This is a genomic window from Burkholderia sp. APQ4-4ca (assembly GCF_057837105.1).
On sequence record NZ_JBYQCG010000242.1, the window covers coordinates 131,703 to 149,762 of the forward strand.

15 protein-coding genes are annotated in these 18,060 nt (G+C 68.0%); 6 read left to right on the top strand and 9 right to left on the bottom strand.

All coding sequences use genetic code 11. The annotated features are described in order from the left end of the window. Positions 1-406 (top strand): Hsp33 family molecular chaperone HslO (gene hslO / locus AC3IFE_RS32150; protein WP_489194333.1); only part of this gene is annotated, 406 nt, incomplete at its 5' end. 137 nt (positions 407-543) lie between these two features. Next, positions 544-906 carry a hypothetical protein gene (locus AC3IFE_RS32155; RefSeq protein WP_489194335.1) on the top strand — a complete coding sequence of 121 codons (363 nt, stop codon included), beginning with the start codon at positions 544-546 and terminating at the stop codon, positions 904-906. A gap of 89 nt (positions 907-995) precedes the next feature. Here the strand turns inward: AC3IFE_RS32155 and ftsB are convergent, their stop codons facing one another. The 9 genes from ftsB to AC3IFE_RS32200 all read right to left on the bottom strand — a co-directional run bounded on the left by ftsB (position 996) and on the right by AC3IFE_RS32200 (position 12,039). Continuing rightward, positions 996-1,421: a cell division protein FtsB gene (ftsB, locus tag AC3IFE_RS32160; RefSeq protein ID WP_489194337.1), complete on the bottom strand. Its 426-nt coding sequence runs from the start codon at positions 1,419-1,421 to the stop codon at positions 996-998. Positions 1,422-1,502: 81 nt separating this feature from the next. Further along, positions 1,503-2,786 carry a phosphopyruvate hydratase gene (gene eno / locus AC3IFE_RS32165; protein WP_059973987.1) on the bottom strand — a complete coding sequence of 428 codons (1,284 nt, stop codon included), beginning with the start codon at positions 2,784-2,786 and terminating at the stop codon, positions 1,503-1,505. Positions 2,787-2,892: 106 nt separating this feature from the next. After that, on the bottom strand, positions 2,893-3,747 hold the full coding sequence (kdsA, locus tag AC3IFE_RS32170; protein WP_006478405.1) for a 3-deoxy-8-phosphooctulonate synthase: 855 nt from the start codon (positions 3,745-3,747) through the stop codon (positions 2,893-2,895). Next, positions 3,744-5,402: a CTP synthase gene (gene pyrG, locus AC3IFE_RS32175; protein ID WP_034207739.1), complete on the bottom strand. Its 1,659-nt coding sequence runs from the start codon at positions 5,400-5,402 to the stop codon at positions 3,744-3,746. Before pyrG ends, kdsA begins: the two co-directional genes overlap by 4 nt. Positions 5,403-5,581: 179 nt before the next feature. Then, complete coding sequence (locus AC3IFE_RS32180; protein ID WP_089467797.1) at positions 5,582-6,427, bottom strand: alpha/beta fold hydrolase; 846 nt, start codon at positions 6,425-6,427, stop codon at positions 5,582-5,584. A 193-nt stretch (positions 6,428-6,620) separates the two neighbouring features. After that, positions 6,621-9,119: a DNA internalization-related competence protein ComEC/Rec2 gene (locus AC3IFE_RS32185; protein ID WP_489194340.1), complete on the bottom strand. Its 2,499-nt coding sequence runs from the start codon at positions 9,117-9,119 to the stop codon at positions 6,621-6,623. A 57-nt stretch (positions 9,120-9,176) separates the two neighbouring features. Further along, a complete protein-coding gene (locus AC3IFE_RS32190) occupies positions 9,177-9,965 on the bottom strand; it encodes a TatD family hydrolase (protein WP_489194342.1) in 789 nt (262 codons plus the stop codon). Between the two features lie 66 nt (positions 9,966-10,031). Then, positions 10,032-10,727, bottom strand: coding sequence for a lipoprotein-releasing ABC transporter ATP-binding protein LolD (lolD, locus tag AC3IFE_RS32195; protein WP_089467800.1), 696 nt, complete (start codon positions 10,725-10,727; stop codon positions 10,032-10,034). A 58-nt stretch (positions 10,728-10,785) separates the two neighbouring features. Continuing rightward, positions 10,786-12,039: a lipoprotein-releasing ABC transporter permease subunit gene (locus AC3IFE_RS32200; protein WP_089467801.1), complete on the bottom strand. Its 1,254-nt coding sequence runs from the start codon at positions 12,037-12,039 to the stop codon at positions 10,786-10,788. A 162-nt stretch (positions 12,040-12,201) separates the two neighbouring features. Between AC3IFE_RS32200 and AC3IFE_RS32205 the strand changes: the two genes are divergently transcribed. From AC3IFE_RS32205 to lysS, 4 genes are all read left to right on the top strand, one after another. Then, positions 12,202-13,266, top strand: a complete 1,065-nt coding sequence (locus AC3IFE_RS32205; RefSeq protein WP_089467987.1) for a regulator — start codon at positions 12,202-12,204, stop codon at positions 13,264-13,266. Between the two features lie 13 nt (positions 13,267-13,279). Further along, positions 13,280-14,977, top strand: coding sequence for a single-stranded-DNA-specific exonuclease RecJ (gene recJ / locus AC3IFE_RS32210; RefSeq protein WP_089467802.1), 1,698 nt, complete (start codon positions 13,280-13,282; stop codon positions 14,975-14,977). Between the two features lie 153 nt (positions 14,978-15,130). Beyond that, positions 15,131-16,235 (top strand): peptide chain release factor 2 gene (gene prfB, locus AC3IFE_RS32215; protein WP_012492708.1). Its coding sequence is split into 2 segments (ribosomal slippage): positions 15,131-15,211 and positions 15,213-16,235, totalling 1,104 coding nucleotides; the frame shifts between segments, so codons are not numbered across the junction. Positions 16,236-16,308: 73 nt separating this feature from the next. Beyond that, positions 16,309-17,835 carry a lysine--tRNA ligase gene (gene lysS / locus AC3IFE_RS32220; protein ID WP_050013000.1) on the top strand — a complete coding sequence of 509 codons (1,527 nt, stop codon included), beginning with the start codon at positions 16,309-16,311 and terminating at the stop codon, positions 17,833-17,835. Positions 17,836-18,060: the final 225 nt, after the last annotated feature.

An 18,060-nucleotide genomic window follows, 5' to 3' on the forward strand; every position in this document is an offset into this window, starting at 1 on the left:
GCAGAAGCTGCCGGGCGACGGCGGCATCGTGCCGCGCAATTCCGAGACCGATCTCGACACGTGGGAGCGCGTGTGCACGCTCGGCGGCACGCTGTCCGCGAAGGAGCTGCTCGAAGTCGAACCGGAAGTGGTGTTCCGCCGGCTGTTCTGGCAGGAAAACGTGCAGCACTTCGAACCGGCCGGCACCCGCTTCCAGTGCTCGTGCTCGCGCGAGAAGGTCGGCGCGATGCTGCGCATGCTCGGTCGCGAGGAAGTCGACAGCGTGATCGTCGAGCGCGGCCACGTCGAGATCCACTGCGAGTTCTGCAACCAGCGCTACGAATTCGATCCGGTCGACGTCGCGCAACTGTTCGCGGCGCCCGGTGTCGAAACCGGCATCGCACCCGCGACCGACCAGCGTCACTGAGCCGCGCACCCGTGCCCGCCAGCGGCACGGCGCGGGCGCATAATGACGCACGAGCGCCGCACGCGCGGTTCAAGCGCCGGAGGCACGGCCTTCGGCGCAAGCCGCTTTCCACGGTCGGCGCGCTGCAGGAGAAACGCATGAATCGCCGCCCCTTTTACGCACCCCGCACCCTCGTCCTGACGAGCATGGCAGCCGGCACGCTCGCGCTTGCCGGCTGCGCGATGCCGCCGCCCACTGCCACGATCCTGAGCCGCTTGCCCGAACCGGGCGCGTCGGGCGGCCAGCCGCCGGTGCTGTCGAGCGCCGAACGCAAGCGCTACGACGAGATCGATCGGCAGGTACTGCGCGAGCAGAACAGCGCGATGGCGGCCGAAGCGGCCGCGCGCGCGTGGGCCTATTACTCGCCGCCGCCCGTGACGGTCTACGGCGGGTACTACGGTGGATGGGGTAATCGCTGGGGCACGGGTATCGGTTACGGCTACCCGGGCTGGTGGTGGTGAGCGGGCGTCGCCCGATCGATTGACGACTGGCAGGAAATAAAAAAGCGCGGCATTTCCCGCGCTTTTTCAATGGATTCGAGGCATCGCGCTCAGTGATGCGCCGCCTTGCCCTTGTCGCCGCCGCGATACCGCGACGGTTTCGCGATCGACTGCGGATTCGGCACGACGCGCACCGGCGCCGCGGAGACGGCGCCACGCGTCGACGTATTCGACGGCGTGTTGTTCACCGGCCCTGCCGGCGCATTCGGCGACACGAACTGCACGAATACTTCGCCGTCCTTCACCATGCCCATCTCGTAGCGCGCACGCTCCTCGATCGCCGCAGTGCCGCTCTGCAGATCCTGCACTTCACCGGCGGTGCGCTCGTTGCGCAGCTTCTCGTCCGCGTTCTTCTGCAACTGATCGTCGAGTTGCTGACGCAATTCGTGCACCCGCAGCCAGCCGCCGTGTCCCCACCATAGGGGGTACTGAATGAGCGCCAGCAAGGCAATCAGGACGACAGTGACAAGCCGCATGTAAGAGACGCAGATATAAGAAGCGCCGCTCCGCGCACAGGCACAGAGCGGCGTCGAGATGACTAACCCGATAGTAGCGCGTTAGCGCAGGTTATAGAAAGCCGATTTGCCCGGGTAGCTCGCGATGTCGCCGAGATCTTCCTCGATACGCAGCAGCTGGTTGTACTTCGAGATGCGGTCGCTGCGCGACAGCGAACCCGTCTTGATCTGACCGGCGTTCAGGCCGACCGCGATGTCCGCGATCGTCGAATCTTCCGTTTCGCCCGAGCGGTGCGAGATCACGGCCGTGTAACCCGCGCGCTTCGCCATTTCGATCGCCGCGAACGTTTCGGTCAGCGTACCAATCTGGTTGATCTTGATGAGGATCGAGTTCGCGATGCCCCTCTCGATGCCTTCCTTCAGGATGCGCGTGTTCGTGACGAACAGGTCGTCGCCGACCAGTTGCACTTTCTTGCCGAGGCGATCGGTCAGCAGCTTCCAGCCGTCCCAGTCGCTTTCGTGCATGCCGTCCTCGATCGACACGATCGGGAACTTGTCGGCGAGCGTCGCGAGGTAATCGGTGAATTCGGCCGACGACAGTTGCAGGCCCTCGCCCGCGAGCTGGTACTTGCCGTCGTGGTAGAACTCGGATGCCGCGCAGTCGAGCGCGAGCAGCACGTCTTCGCCCGCACGGTAGCCGGCCTTCTCGATCGCCTGCAGGATCGTCGACAGGCACTCGTCGTTGCTGCCGAAGTTCGGTGCGAAACCGCCTTCGTCGCCCACCGCCGTGCTCATGCCGCGATCGCTGAGGATCTTCTTCAGCGCGTGGAACACTTCCGCGCCGCAGCGCAGCGCTTCACGGAACGTCGGCTGGCTGACCGGGACGATCATGAATTCCTGGATGTCCAGGCTGTTGTTCGCGTGCGCGCCGCCGTTGACGATGTTCATCATCGGCACCGGCAGTTGCATCGCGCCCGAACCGCCGAAGTAGCGGTACAGCGGCAGGCCGGCTTCTTCGGCAGCCGCCTTCGCGACGGCCATCGACACGGCCAGCATCGCGTTCGCGCCGAGGCGCGACTTGTTGTCGGTACCGTCCAGCTCGAGCAGCGTCTTGTCGAGGAACGCCTGTTCCGACGCGTCGAGGCCCATGATGGCTTCGGAGATTTCGGTGTTGATGTGCTCGACCGCCTTCAGCACGCCCTTGCCGTTGTAGCGGCCGGCTTCGCCGTCGCGCAGCTCGATCGCTTCACGCGAGCCGGTGGACGCGCCCGACGGCACCGCCGCGCGGCCCATCGTGCCCGATTCGAGCAGCACGTCGCATTCGACGGTGGGGTTGCCGCGCGAATCCAGAATCTCGCGGCCGATGATATCTACGATTGCACTCATGGGTTTCCTCTGAGAATGACGATGGATTCTTCAAACTGCGACGGCGTGAGCGCCGGAACCGCTTTCGCTACAGACGCGCGAAGCCGTCGCAAGGTTCATTCGATCTTTAATTGAAATCGTTTTCCAGGAACGGATTGCGCTTCACCGCCTGGTCGAGCGTGACGAGGGTCTCCAGCAACGCGCCCATCCGGTTCAGCGGCACCGCGTTCGGGCCGTCCGACTTCGCCTCGGCCGGATTCGGATGCGTTTCCATGAACAGGCCCGCGACGCCCGTCGCGACCGCCGCGCGTGCGAGCACCGGCACGAATTCGCGCTGGCCGCCCGAGCTCGTGCCCTGCCCGCCCGGCAACTGCACCGAGTGGGTCGCATCGAACACGACCGGCGCGTTCGTCTCGCGCATGATCGCGAGCGAACGCATGTCCGACACGAGATTGTTGTAGCCGAACGAGACGCCGCGCTCGCACGCCATGAAGCGGTCCTCCGACAGCCCGGCCTCACGTGCCGCGTCGCGCGCCTTGTCGATCACGTTCTTCATGTCGTGCGGCGCGAGGAACTGGCCCTTCTTGATGTTGACCGGCTTGCCCGAGCGCGCGCACGCATGGATGAAATCGGTCTGACGGCACAGGAACGCGGGCGTCTGCAGCACGTCGACGACCGACGCGACCTGCTCGATCTCGTCGATCGAATGCACGTCGGTCAGCACCGGCAGCCCGAGCTGGCGCTTCACCTCGCCGAGGATCCGCAGCCCCTCGTCCATTCCGAGGCCGCGAAACGACTTGCCCGAACTGCGGTTCGCCTTGTCGTAGGACGACTTGTAGATGAACGGAACGTTCAGCTTCTCGCAGATCTCCTTCAGGCGGCCGGCCGTGTCGATCGTCATTTGCTCCGATTCGACGACACAGGTACCCGCGATCAGGAAGAAAGGCTGGTCGAGACCGACCTCGAAATCGCACAGCTTCATGCTTGCACTCCGCGCGCTTGCTTGTTGGCAAGCGCGGCTTCGACGAACGACTTGAACAGCGGATGACCGTCACGCGGCGTGGACGTGAATTCCGGGTGGAACTGGACACCGACGAACCACGGGTGCATCGAACGCGGCAGCTCCATCATTTCCGGCAGATCCTCGCTCGGGGTACGGGCGCTGATGATAAGGCCGCCGGCTTCGAGCTGGGGCACGAAGCGGTTATTGACTTCATAACGGTGGCGATGGCGCTCGTTCACGTCCTTGCCGTAGATTTCCTCCGCCATCGTGCCCGGCTTGATCGGGCAGCGCTGCGAACCCAGGCGCATCGTGCCGCCGAGATCGGATTCCTCGGTACGCGTCTCGACCTTGCCTTCGCGGTCGTACCATTCGGTGATCAGCGCGACCACGCGCTCCGGCGTGTCCGGATCGAATTCCGTGCTGTTCGCCTGCTTCAGGCCGACGACGTCGCGCGCGAATTCGATCACCGCGAGCTGCATGCCGAGACAGATGCCGAGATACGGCACCTTCGACTCGCGCGCGTAGCGAACCGCGGCGATCTTGCCTTCCGTGCCGCGACGGCCGAAGCCGCCCGGCACCAGCACGGCGTCGAGATGCTTCAGGCTATCGACGCCGTTCGTCTCGAGCTCTTCCGAGTCGATGTACTCGATGTTGACCTTGGTCGACGTGTGGATCGATGCATGACGCAGCGCCTCGATCAGCGACTTGTACGACTCGGTCAGGTCGACGTACTTGCCGACCATGCCGATCGTCACTTCGTGCTGCGGGTTCTCGAGCTTTTCGACGAGCGTCGACCACATGCTCAGGTCGGCATCCTTCGGCGACAGCTTCAGCTCTTCGCAGATGATCCGGTCGAGGCCCTGATCGTGCAGCATCTGCGGAATCTTGTAGATGCTGTCGGCGTCCCACACCGAGATCACGGCGTCTTCGGGCACGTTCGAGAACATCGAGATCTTCTTCGATTCGTCGTCGGGGATGCGGCGATCCGCACGGCACAGCAGCACGTGCGGCAGGATGCCGATCTCACGCAGCTTCTGCACGCTGTGCTGGGTCGGCTTCGTCTTCAGCTCGCCGGCCGTCGCGACGTACGGCACGAGCGTCAGGTGCACGAAGCACGCGCTGTTGCGGCCGAGGCGCAGGCTCATCTGGCGCGCGGCCTCGAGGAACGGCAGCGACTCGATGTCGCCGACCGTGCCGCCGATCTCGACGATCGCGACGTCCGGCTCGCCGCAGGTGGCCGATGCCGCCCCACGCTCGATGAACGCCTGGATTTCGTTCGTGATGTGCGGAATGACCTGCACGGTCTTGCCGAGATAGTCGCCGCGGCGTTCCTTGCGGATCACCGATTCGTAGATCTGGCCGGTCGTGAAGTTGTTGGCCTTGCGCATCTTCGTGCTGATGAAGCGCTCATAGTGGCCGAGGTCGAGGTCGGTCTCCGCTCCGTCTTCCGTCACGAACACTTCGCCGTGCTGAAACGGGCTCATCGTGCCGGGGTCGACGTTGATGTAGGGATCGAGTTTGAGGAGGGTGACTTTCAGACCGCGCGATTCGAGGATCGCGGCGAGAGAGGCGGCGGCAATACCCTTGCCGAGGGAAGAAACTACGCCGCCGGTGACGAAAACATATTTGGTCATCGCTGGATGCTCGCGGGAAAAACGGATTATACCGTAAAGCCCGCCCTTCTCTCAGCAATGACGTGATGATCGCGCCCTTTCGTGGCGGCCCGCGCCGGTCGCGTGCGCCGGTGCGAACCGGCCGGCCGGTCGGCGCCGCGCGCATGCGCCGGCGGGCGTTCCAGCCGCCCGACGAAGCGTCAGGCGCGCCTCGCGAGCGGCACGCCGGCCTGCGAAACGCCGCTCTCCTGCGCCTTCAGCGAATTCAGCATCCGCTGCAATGCGCGGGCGGTCTCGATCGGCCGCTCCATCGGGAACAGGTGGCTGCCCTCGAGCCATTCGATGCGCCCGCGCGTCGCGCGGCGCGTCGCATCGAGGCCGACCTGCCGCACCTCGCGCGAGCGCGTGCCGGCGAGGAAGCCAAGCGGCACCGGCGCGCCGTGCGCGAGCCGCGGGCCGAGCGTGTGCGGCAGCGTCCGGTAGATCAGGTATTCGACCTGCCGGTCGAACGCCAGCGCGCGCTCGCCGTCGGCGCCGGCCTGCGGGATCCCGTAGTCGATATAGTCGGCGAGCATCCGCTCGTCCCAGCGGGCGAACGCGGGCTTCTCGCGGAAGTGCCGCCACACTTCGTCGCGGCTCGTCCAGCGCGTGCGCCGGTTGCGCGTCGCGGCGGCCGGCGACAGCCGCTCGTCGAGCCCCGCCCACTGGCTCGCGCGCAGCGCGCCGGCGCGCCAGCCCGCGATGATCGGCGAATCGATCATCACGACGCCGCGCACCCACTGCGGCTTCTTCAGCGCGGCCATCAGCGACAGGTAGCCGCCGAGCGAATGGCCGACGAGCCAGACCGGGCGCTCGTAGCGGCTGCCGATATCGTCGAGCAGTTGTTCGACGAGATGCGGCCAGTCGCGCGTCACCGGGTAGCGGCGGTCGTGGCCGATCCGTTCGATGTAGCGCAGCTCGTAGTCGTCGGCCAGTTCGGCGAAGATCGTCCGGTACGTGGACGCCGGGAAGCCGTTCGCATGCGAGAAGTGGAGGATGTCCTTCAAACGCCGATGTCTCCTTTGTCGACGAGAGTTGGCGCTTTAGCGCTTACTCCCGTCCAATGCATGCTTCGCGGTCGGCGAGAGTGAGTGCTTCAGCTTACGCCAGCCCCATGCTTCATATTTATGTCGGAACCGCACTTCGGCACGGTACGCCGGCCGCGAGTTTTCCGTCCCGATACGCCAGCCTTCGCCGCGCTCACCGGTCCATCCAGTACCGGCGCCGTTCGTCGCGATAGCGTGCGAATGCGAACCCGCCGCCGGCCGGCGCGACGTCGAACCGCACGGCGCCGTCGCGATCGGTGCGCGGCAGCGGAATCCCGCGCGCCTCGTAGCGGGCGAGCACGGTCCGGTGCGGATGCCCGAAACGATTGCGATAGCCTACAGGAAATACCGCGACGCGCGGCCCGACCGAATCGAGGAAAGGCTCGACCGACGACGTGCGGCTGCCGTGGTGCGGCACGACCAGGATCTGCGCGGCCAGCGCGTCGCGCGCCTCATTCACGAGCCGGCGCTCGCCGCGCGCATCGATGTCGCCCGTCAGCAATGCCGAGGCGCCACCCGCATCGATGCGCAGCACACACGATTGTCCGTTCGACGAACCCGTGCCCACCCCGCCCGGCGGCCACAGCATCGTGAAGACGACGCCGTCCCAGGTCCACCGCTGCCCGGCCGCACAAGGCAGCCGATCGGCCACGCCGGCCGCCTGCGCCTCGCGCCACAGCCGGTGCCGCGGCGCAATGCCGGCCAGCAACTGGCGCACGTCGGCGGCCGCATAGACGGCCGGCGCGCCGCCCGCATGATCGGCATCCGCGTGACTGAGCACAAGCGAGTCGATCGTCGCGATGCCGCGCGCCCGCAATGCCGGCGCGACGATCCGCGTGCCGGCGTGGGACGACTCCGCGCCCGGCCCCGCATCGAACAGCAAGGTTCGCCGAGCGGTTTCGACCAGCACCGCCGCGCCCTGCCCGACGTCGAGCACGGTGAGCCGAAAACCGCCCGGCGGCGGCGCGTCGGGCGCCGGCGCGACGAGCGGCAGCCACGTCAGCGGCGCGGCCCAACGCAACGGCCAGCCGCGCGGCATCAGCGCCCACACGACCCCCACGCATGCGAGCGCCAACACCGGCCACTCGGGCATGCGCAGCCAGAACACACCGGCCGGCCAGTCGGCCAGGTGCGCGAGGAGCGCCATCATCGGTGCGAGCGCCGCATGCGCCAGCCGGAAGGCCGCCGCATCGAGCGGCGGCGGCAACGCGATGCCGGCCAGCACGACCGGCGTCACGACCGAGCTGACCCACGGAATCGCGAATGCATTGCCGAACGGGCCCGACAGGGAGATCTGTGCGAACCAGGCGGCGGTGAGCGGCGCGAGACCGATCGTCACCGCGTACTGCACGCGCGTCGCCTCGGCGATGCGGCGCCGGCAGCGCGTGACCCATCCGCGCACCCGCCTCCGCAAGCGGGCCGTACCGCTTTCCGCGCCCGTTTCGTCGATCTCGTCGTTCCGATCGATCTCGCGCACCGCGCGCCAGCCGGCGACGGCCAACAGGATCACCGCGACCGCGCCGAACGACAGCCAGAAGCCGGCCGACAGCACGGCCCACGGATCGGCGAGCAGCACGCCGCCGAGCGCCGCGCACAACACCGCGGACGTCGGCACGCTGCGGCCGGCCAGATATGCGACGCCGCCACCCGCGATCATCCACCACGCGCGCTGTGCCGGCACGTTGAAGCCGGCGAGCGCGGCGTAGCCCGCGGCAGCAACCAGCGCGGCAAGCGCGGCCGCGTACGGCGCCGGCAACACGAGCGTCGCGGCCCGCGCGCGCCAGCGCACGCGGCGCCAGACCATCGAGACCAGCCAGCCGGCGATCGCGCCGACCAGCCCGACATGGAGACCGGAAATCGCGACCAGGTGGCTCGTGCCGGTGTTGCGCAGGACGCGCCAGTTGTCGCCGCCGATGCCCGATTGGTCGCCGATGGCCAGCGCGGCGACGATGCCGCGGTGCGCCGCATCGCTACCCAGCACCGCGCCGATGCGTGCACGCAGCGTGTCGCGCACCCGGTCGATCGATGCGCGCCACCCCGATGCGCGCGCATCGAGCAATACCGCCCGACGCGGCGCACTGACATAGCCGATCGCACGAATGCCCGCGGCGAGCCACGCGGCCTCGCTGTCGCGCACGCCGGGATTGGCCTCGGCATGCGGGCGCTTGAGACGCACGACGAAACGCCAGCGCTCGGCAGCGCGCAAATCGGGCAGCGCATCGCGCGTCGCGGATGCGCCATACGCGCGCCACGACAGCCGGATCAATGGCGGAAAACGGGTGAGCCCCGCATCGTTCGACTCGACCGCGAACAGCAGCCGCGCGCCCGTCTCGTCAACGACCGGCAACCCGCGGATCACGCCCGTGACGACGATGTCGCGCCCTTCCCACTCGACAGGCAGACTGTCGCGCAACCGCCATTCGGCCCGCGCGGCCGCATAGCCGAACCCCGCGACGCAGGCCGCGACCACGCACAGCATCCATCCGCCCACGACGACCGCACGCGTGCGCCGCCGACGCACGCACCACGCGCCCAGCGCCGCACAGCCCGCGAGCACGGCTGCTCCGATCGTCCATGCGATCGCCCCGGGCAACGCCGCCTGCCGCTGCAGCACGACGACGCCGAGCGCGAACGCGATCCACCACACGCGCATTCCGCCTCCTCGTCGACCCGGCGCCGCCCCTGCCCATGCGGCGCCTTCCGGCAACGATTATGCGGACGAAAGGGCGAGTCGCGGCAGCGCGGCGAGCGCGTTAGCCGAAGTGCATACGGCCAGTTCGCCGGTATCGATCCCGCGCAATTCGGCGAGCACATCGCCGATGCGCGGCACCTGGTCGGGCGTATTGCGGGTTTTGTAGGCCCATTCGGGCGCGATGTCGGGCGCGTCGGTTTCGACGACGAGCGCGTCGAGCGGCAACTCGGTGGCGAGCCGGCGGATCTGCCGCGCACGCGAGAAGGTCACGTTGCCGCCGAAGCCGAGATGCAGCCCCTGCGCCAGATACGCTTCGGCCTGCTGAAAACTGCCGTTGAACGCATGCGCGATGCCGCGCCGCACGCCGAAACGGCGCAGCCCGGCCAGCACGCGGTCCTGCGACTTGCGCACGTGGCACAGCACCGGCAGATCGAATTCCCGCGCGAGCCGGAGCTGGCCCTGGTAGAAGAACTGCTGCCGGTCTTCGTCGAGCCCCGGCACGAAATAGTCGAGCCCGATCTCGCCGATCGCGACGAAACGCGGATCGTCGAGGCTCGCCTCGATCTCCATGCGCAGCCGGTCGAGATCGGCGTCGCGCGCCTGCGGCGTATACATCGGATGAATGCCGAGCGCGTACGCCGCGCCCGGCGTGCGCTGCGCGAGTTCGCGCACCGTCGTGAAGTTGTCGCGCCCGATGCTCGGGATCACGATGCGCGACACGCCGGCCGCGTGCGCAGCCTGCGCGACCGCGTCGCGGTCGGTGTCGAACTCGGCGGCATCGAGATGGCAGTGCGTGTCGATCCACATGGCAGCGGTCCTGCGCCGTTGTGCCATGCCGCGACGAACAGGCGGCCGGCGAGCGGCGTGGCTTTTTTACACCGGCAGCGCCGGCTCCTCGTGCAGCACCCCGTCGCGCAGCCGCATGATGCGGTCGCAGCGCGCGGCGAGATCGGGGTCGTGCGTGACGATCACGAAACTCGTTTCGAGCGTCTCGGACAGTTCGAGCATCAGGTTGAACACCGTGTCGGCCGTCGTGCCGTCGAGGTTGCCGGTCGGCTCGTCGGCGAGCACGCACGCGGGCTTCGTAACCAGCGCGCGCGCGATCGCGACGCGCTGCCGTTCGCCGCCCGACAGCTCGCCCGGCCGGTGCTTCGCACGCGGGCCGAGACCGACGCGTTCGAGCATCGCCTGTGCCTGCTCCCGCGCGTCCTCGGTCGTCATCCGGCGGATGCGCAACGGCATCGCGACGTTGTCGAGCGCCGTGAACTCGGGCAGCAGGTGGTGGAACTGGTAGACGAAGCCGAGCGCACGGTTGCGCAGTTCGTTGCGCTCGCGCTCGGCGAGCTGCGTAAAAGGCCTGCCGAGCAGCGACACTTCGCCGGCGCTCGGTTCGTCTAGGCCGCCGAGCACGTGCAGCAGCGTGCTCTTGCCGGAGCCCGACGCGCCGACGACCGCGAGCTTCTCCCCGCGCCGCACCGTCAGCTCGGTGTTGTCGAGCACCTGCACGTTGAAGCCGCCCTGTACGAACGCCTTCGTGATCCCGCGCGCCTGAAGCACGTATTCCTGCATACCTGCCGAATCCTGTCTGTTGTGTTGTTGTCGTGAGTCCGCGAATGCGGCCGCGCGGTCATTCATAGCGGAGCGCCTCCGCCGGCTTCACCTTCGCGCCGCGCCAGCTCGGATAGAGCGTCGCGACGGCCGACAGCGCGAACGCGATCAGCCCGATCCGGATCACGTCGCTCGCGACGAGTTCGGACGGCAGCTCGCTGATGAAGTACACCGAGGGCGGCAGGAACTGCACGCCGAACAGATGCTCGATCATCGGGATCAGCCACGGGATGCTCCACGCGATCAGGCAGCCAAGCGCGACGCCGGACGCGGTGCCGACGAAGCCGATCGTCACGCCCTGCACGACGAAGATCTTCATGATCGACCCCGGCTGCGCGCCGAGCGTGCGCAGGATCGCGATGTCGGCCTGCTTGTTGGTGACCGTCATCACGAGCGACGACACGAGGTTGAACGCGGCCACCGCGATGATCAGCGTGAGGATGATGAACATCATCCGCTTCTCGATCTGCACGGCCGAGAACCACGTCTTGTTCTGCTGGGTCCAGTCGCGGATGTAGAGGCTGCCCGACAGCGTATGCGACAGCTCGACGGCGACCTGCGGCGCCTTCTGCATGTCGGTGAGTCGCAGCCGCACGCCGGTCGGCGCGCTCATCCGGAATAGCGCCTCGGCGTCGCGTATGTTGATCATCGCGAGCGTGCTGTCGTATTCGTAGTGGCCCGATTCGAACACGCCGACCACGGTGAACTGCTTCAGGCGCGGCATCATGCCGGCCGGCGTGATCGAGCCTTCGGGCGCGACGAGCGTGACCTTGTCGCCGACCGTCACGCCGAGATTGCCGGCGAGCGCGTCGCCGAGCACGATGCCGAACTGGCCCGGCACGAGCGCGGCCAGCCGGCCGGCCTTCATGTCCTTGCCGATGTCCGACACCTGCGGCTCGAGCGACGGTTCGACGCCGCGCAGCATCACGCCGCTCACCGCGTCCTGGCGCGTGAGCAGCGCCTGCGCGTCGACGTACGGCGCCGCGCCGATCACCGCCGGATTGCGGCGCGCTTCCTGCGCGGTCAGTTGCCAGTCGGGCATCGAGCCCGTCGGCGAGAACACCTCGACGTGCGCGAGCACCGACAGCATGCGGTCGCGCACCTCCTTCTGGAAGCCGTTCATCACCGACAGCACGACGATCAGCGCCGCGACGCCGAGCGCGATCCCGAGCATCGAGACGAGCGCGATGAAGGAAATGAAGCCGTTGCCGGTCGTGCGTTTGCCGGCGCGCGTGTAGCGCCAGCCGATCTGCCATTCGTACGGAAGTTTCAAGCGAATCCTTTCTGCTGGTTACGGCGGGAGGCGCGCCGCGGCCGGACCGCCGCCGGGTGGCGGCCGGCAGCCCGGGCACGGTCGAAAAAACGGCCGCCGGACGCGAACGGGCCGTCAGCCGGCCCGATCACGCGCGCAGTTTGCCATACAATGCGCACCATCATGCACGACCGACGCCTCCATTTTCTCGTTCCGTTCGCGCTGCCGTCGGCGGCCGACGCGGCCTCGTCCCTGCATACGCTGGACAGCCCCGCGCTCCAAAAGTTGCTCGCCCGAGCAAGCCTCGTCGAGCGCGTGACCGGCGAGGACTTCCAGCGCACGCTGCCGCACGAGCGCTGGCTGGCCAGCCGGTTCGGCGCCACGCAGGGCAACGCCGCCGACGAGGCGCCGCTCGCGCCCTACATGCTGCTGGCCGACGGCGGCGATCCCGGCGCGCACGCGTGGGCGTGCGTCGAGCCCGTGCACGTCGAAATCGCGCACGATCATCTGGTGCTCGTCGATCCGGCCGCCCTCGCGCTCGACGACGGCGACGCGGCCGCGCTGCTCGCGGTCGCGCGGCCGCTGATCGAGGAGCTGGGCGTGCGGCTCGAAGCGCCGAACCCCGCGCGCTGGTACCTGTCGAGCGACCAGCTCGCGCGCCTCGCCGGCGCCGCGCCGCTGCGCGCCAGCGGCCGCAACATCGAGATCTGGCTGCCGCACGAGGCGCACACGGGCGAGCGCTCGCGGATGTGGATGAAACTGCAGAACGAAGTGCAGATGGCGTGGTTCCAGCACCCGGTGAACGAAGCCCGCGAGGCCCGTGGCCTGCCGGCCGTCAATTCGATCTGGTTCCATGCGCAGGGCACGCTGAAGCCGGTCGGCAAGCCGTTCGCGCGCGTGGTGTCCGCGTCGCCGGCCGCGCTCGGCCTCGCGCGCGCCGCGCAAGCCGAAGCCGGCAACCTGCCCGCGACGTTCGGCGCGCTGCCCGGCGCCGACGGCGCGACGCTCGTCGAGCTGCCGGCGCTGACCACCCCGTTCATCGAGCAGGACTGGGCGCGCTGGCACGACGGCCTCGCCGCGCTGGAGCGCGACTGGTTCGCACCCGCGCTCGCCGCGCTGCAGAACGGCGAACTGGCGAGCGTCGACGTGACGCTGTGCGGCGACACGAGCTCCGTCACGCTGCACGCGACGCGCGGCGACCTGCGCAAGTTCTGGCGCCGCCGCGCGCTTGCCTCCCTGTTCGAATAACAAGCCCACCCGTATGACCCGCATCGTTACCCGCCCCGTCGCGCCCGCCGACGCCGAAGCGCTCGCGCGCCACGGCCTGCACCCCGTCCTCGCGCGCCTGTATGCGTCGCGCGGCGTGCAGTCGCCCGTCGACATCGAGACCGCGCTCGCGCGCCTCGTTCCGCCCACCGAGCTGAAAGGCTGCGCCGATGCGGCGGTGCTGCTCGCCGACGCGATCGCCGACAAGCGGCGCCTGCTCGTCGTCGCCGACTACGACTGCGACGGCGCGACCGCCTGCGCGGTCGCGGTGCGCGGCCTGCGGATGTTCGGCGCGCGGATCGACTACCTGGTGCCGAACCGCTTCGAATACGGCTACGGCCTCACGCCGGAGATCGTCGAGCTCGCGGCCGCGCGCAAGCCCGACCTGCTGATCACGGTCGACAACGGGATCGCGAGCGTCGCCGGCGTCGAAGCCGCGAACGCGCGCGGCATCGACGTGCTCGTGACCGACCACCACCTGCCCGGCGACGCGCTGCCCGCCGCGCGCGCGATCGTCAACCCGAACCAGCCCGGCTGCGCGTTCCCGAGCAAGCACCTGGCCGGCGTGGGCGTGATGTTCTACGTGCTGCTCGCGCTGCGCGCCGAGCTGCGCCGCCGCGGCGCGTTCGCCAGCAAGGAAGCCGAGCCGCGCCTCGACGGTCTGCTCGACCTCGTCGCGCTCGGCACCGTCGCCGACGTCGTGCGGCTCGACGGCAACAACCGCGTGCTCGTCGCGCAAGGGCTGCAGCGCATCCGCAACGGCCGCATGCAGCCAGGCGTCGCCGCGCTGTTCCGCGCCGCCGCGCGCGAAGCGCGCACCGCATCGGGCTTCGACCTCGGCTTCGGCCTCGGCCCGCGCCTGAACGCGGCCGGGCGGCTGTCCGACATGTCGCTCGGCATCGAATGCCTGATCACCGACGACATCGGCCGCGCGTGGGATCTCGCGCAGCAGCTCGACGTGATGAACCGCGAGCGCCGCGAAATCGAGGCCGGCATGCAGCAGCAGGCGCTCGCCGATCTCGCCGACGTCGATCCGGCCGACGCGTGCACGATCACGCTGTTCAATCCGGAGTGGCACCAGGGCGTGATCGGCATCGTCGCCGGCCGGCTCAAGGAAAAATTCCACCGCCCGTCGTTCACGTTCGCGCACGCCGACGACGACGGCAAGCGGGTCAAGGGTTCCGGCCGGTCGATCGCCGGCTTCCATCTGCGCGACGCACTCGACCTCGTGTCGAAACGCGAACCGGACCTGATCGTCGCGTTCGGCGGCCACGCGATGGCGGCGGGCCTCACGCTCGACACCGACAACGTGCCGCGCTTCGCGGCCGCGTTCGAGGCCGTCGCGCGCGAATGGCTGTCCGACGACGCGCTGGCCCGCGTGATCGAGACCGACGGCGAACTCGAGGACGCGTACTTCACGCCGCAGTTCGTCGGCCTGCTCGACGAAGCCGTGTGGGGGCAAGGGTTTCCGGCCCCGCTTTTCTCGGGCGAATTCGACGTCGTGTCGCAGTCGCTCGTGAAGGAAAAGCACCTGAAGCTGCAGCTCGCGCGCGGTCGCCAGCGCTTCAACGCGATCTGGTTCAACCATACCGAGCCGCTGCCGGCGAGCGCGCTGGTCGCGTACCGGCTCGTCGCCGATACGTGGAACGGCGTCACGCGCGTCCAGCTGATCGTCGAACACGCGGCCGGCTGAGTGGGCCGGCCGTTCCGCGATGCCCGCCCCTGCCTGTGCGCGACGCGCCGGACGAGGCCGTCAACACGCGTACAGGCACCGTTTGCGTCACCGGGCAACCCGGCCGATCGGCTATAATTCCGCTTTTTTACGAAGCCGGAACAGCGAACGATCATGGAAGCGGAACGTCTCAACGCGATCGAAAGCTCCCTGCTCGACCTGCGCAATCGCGCGGGCGAGCTTCGGGGGTATCTTTGACTACGACGCCAAAGCTGCGCGTCTGACCGAAGTCAACAAGGAACTCGAAGACCCGAACGTCTGGAACGATTCGAAGAACGCCCAGGCGCTCGGTCGCGAGAAAAAGCTGCTTGAAGGCGTCGTCACGACGCTCACCGCGCTCGATAGCGACTTGCGCGACGCGCTCGACCTGTTCGAGCTGGCGCGCGAGGAAGGCGACGAGGATACGCTTCTCGCCTCGGAAGAAGACGCCGCGAAGCTCGAGGCGCGCGTCGGCGACATCGAATTCCGCCGGATGTTCTCGAACCCGGCCGATCCGAACAACTGCTTCATCGACATCCAGGCCGGCGCCGGCGGCACCGAGGCATGCGACTGGGCGTCGATGCTGCTGCGCCAGTACCTGCGCTACTGCGAACGCAAGGGCTTCAAGGCCGAAGTGCTCGAAGAATCCGACGGCGACGTCGCCGGCATCAAGAACGCGACGGTCAAGGTCACGGGCGAATACGCATACGGCTTCCTGCGCACCGAAACGGGCATTCACCGCCTCGTGCGCAAGTCGCCGTTCGACTCGTCGGGCGGCCGCCATACGTCGTTCTCGTCGGTGTTCGTCTATCCGGAAATCGACGACTCGATCGAAGTCGAGATCAACCCGGCCGACCTGCGCATCGACACGTACCGCGCGTCGGGCGCGGGCGGCCAGCACATCAACAAGACCGACTCCGCGGTGCGGATCACGCACATGCCGACCGGCATCGTCGTGCAGTGCCAGAACGACCGCTCGCAGCACCGCAACCGCGCCGAAGCGATGGCGATGCTGAAGTCGCGCCTGTACGAAGTCGAAATGCGCAAGCGCCAGGCCGAGCAGGACAAGCTCGAATCGAGCAAGACCGATGTGGGCTGGGGCCACCAGATCCGCTCGTACGTGCTCGACCAGAGCCGCGTGAAGGACCTGCGCACGAACGTCGAAATGAGCAACACGCGTGCGGTGCTCGACGGCGACCTCGACGACTTCATCAGCGCGAGCCTCAAACAGGGCGTGTAAGCGCTGCGGCGCGGCCGGCCCGCGCCGCCCTTCCCGTTTGCGTTGCCGCACCCCACTCCGAATTCCGACCATCATGACCGAACCGACCCAAACGCAGCCCGCCGTCACGGCGGACGACAACCAGATCATCGCCGAGCGCCGCGAGAAGCTGCGCGCGTTGCGCGAGCAAGGCGTCGCCTATCCGAACGACTTCCGGCCCGAGCACCATGCAGCCGACCTGCAGGCCAAATTCGCCGATTCGGACAAGGCCGCGCTCGAAGCGAATCCGGTCGAGGTGTCGGTCGCCGGCCGCATGATGCTCAAGCGCGTGATGGGCAAGGCGAGCTTCGCGACGGTGCAGGACGGGTCGGGCCAGATTCAGTTCTTCGTGACGCCGAACGACGTCGGCGCCGACACCTACGACGCGTTCAAGAAGTGGGACCTCGGCGACATCGTCGCCGCGCGCGGCGTGCTGTTCCGCACCAACAAGGGCGAGTTGTCGGTCCAGTGCAAGGAGCTGCGCCTGCTGTCGAAGGCGCTGCGTCCGCTGCCGGACAAGTTCCACGGCCTGTCCGACCAGGAAATGCGCTACCGCCAGCGCTACGTCGACCTGATCGTCACGCCGGAAACGCGCGACACGTTCCGCGCCCGCACGAAGACGATCGCGTCGATCCGCAAGTTCATGGACAACGCCGAGTTCATGGAAGTCGAGACGCCGATGCTGCACCCGATCCCGGGCGGCGCGGCCGCGAAGCCGTTCGTCACGCATCACAATGCGCTCGACATGCAGATGTTCCTGCGCATCGCGCCGGAGTTGTACCTGAAGCGCCTGATCGTCGGCGGCTTCGAGCGCGTGTTCGAAATCAATCGCAATTTCCGGAACGAAGGCGTGTCGCCGCGCCACAACCCGGAATTCACGATGATGGAGTTCTACGCCGCGTACACCGACTACCGCTGGCTGATGGACTTCACCGAGCAACTGATCCGCCAGGCGGCGATCGATGCGCTCGGCACCGCGACGATCCAGTATCAGGGCCGCGAGCTCGACCTCGCGAAGCCGTTCCATCGCCTGACGATCACGCAGGCGATCCAGAAGTACGCACCGGACTACACCGACGGCCAGTTGTCGGACGACGCGTTCCTGCGCACGGAACTGAAGCGCCTCGGCGTCGACGTGTCGCAGCCGGCCTTCCTGAATGCAGGCATCGGCGCGCTGCAGCTCGCGCTGTTCGAGGAAACCGCGGAATCGCAGCTGTGGGAGCCGACCTACATCATCGACTACCCGGTCGAGGTGTCGCCGCTCGCACGCGCATCGGATACGGTGCCGGGCATCACCGAGCGTTTCGAGCTGTTCATGACCGGCCGCGAGATCGCGAACGGCTTCTCGGAACTGAACGATCCGGAAGACCAGGCCGCGCGCTTCAAGAAGCAGGTCGAGCAGAAAGATGCGGGCGACGAGGAAGCGATGTTCTTCGACGCCGACTACATCCGCGCGCTCGAATACGGGATGCCGCCGACCGGCGGTTGCGGGATCGGCATCGACCGTCTCGTGATGCTGCTGACCGACAGCCCGACGATCCGCGACGTGCTGCTGTTCCCACACCTGCGCCGCGAAGACTGACGGCCGTCCCCGCGTGTGCGCCGCATTCCGTGGCGCGCACGCGTCGGCTTTGTAACGACGCGTAAATCCCGCCAGCCGGCGTCTGTCGGCCTTCGATCCTTCCCCGTTTTATTCCCACGTCGCGACGGCCTTCCCCGGGTTTTCCCGGTAGCAAGCGCCGATCCCGCGCTGCAATTCGTTACACCTTGATACGGCGCGCCGCTGGGCCGTGAACGACACTCCTGT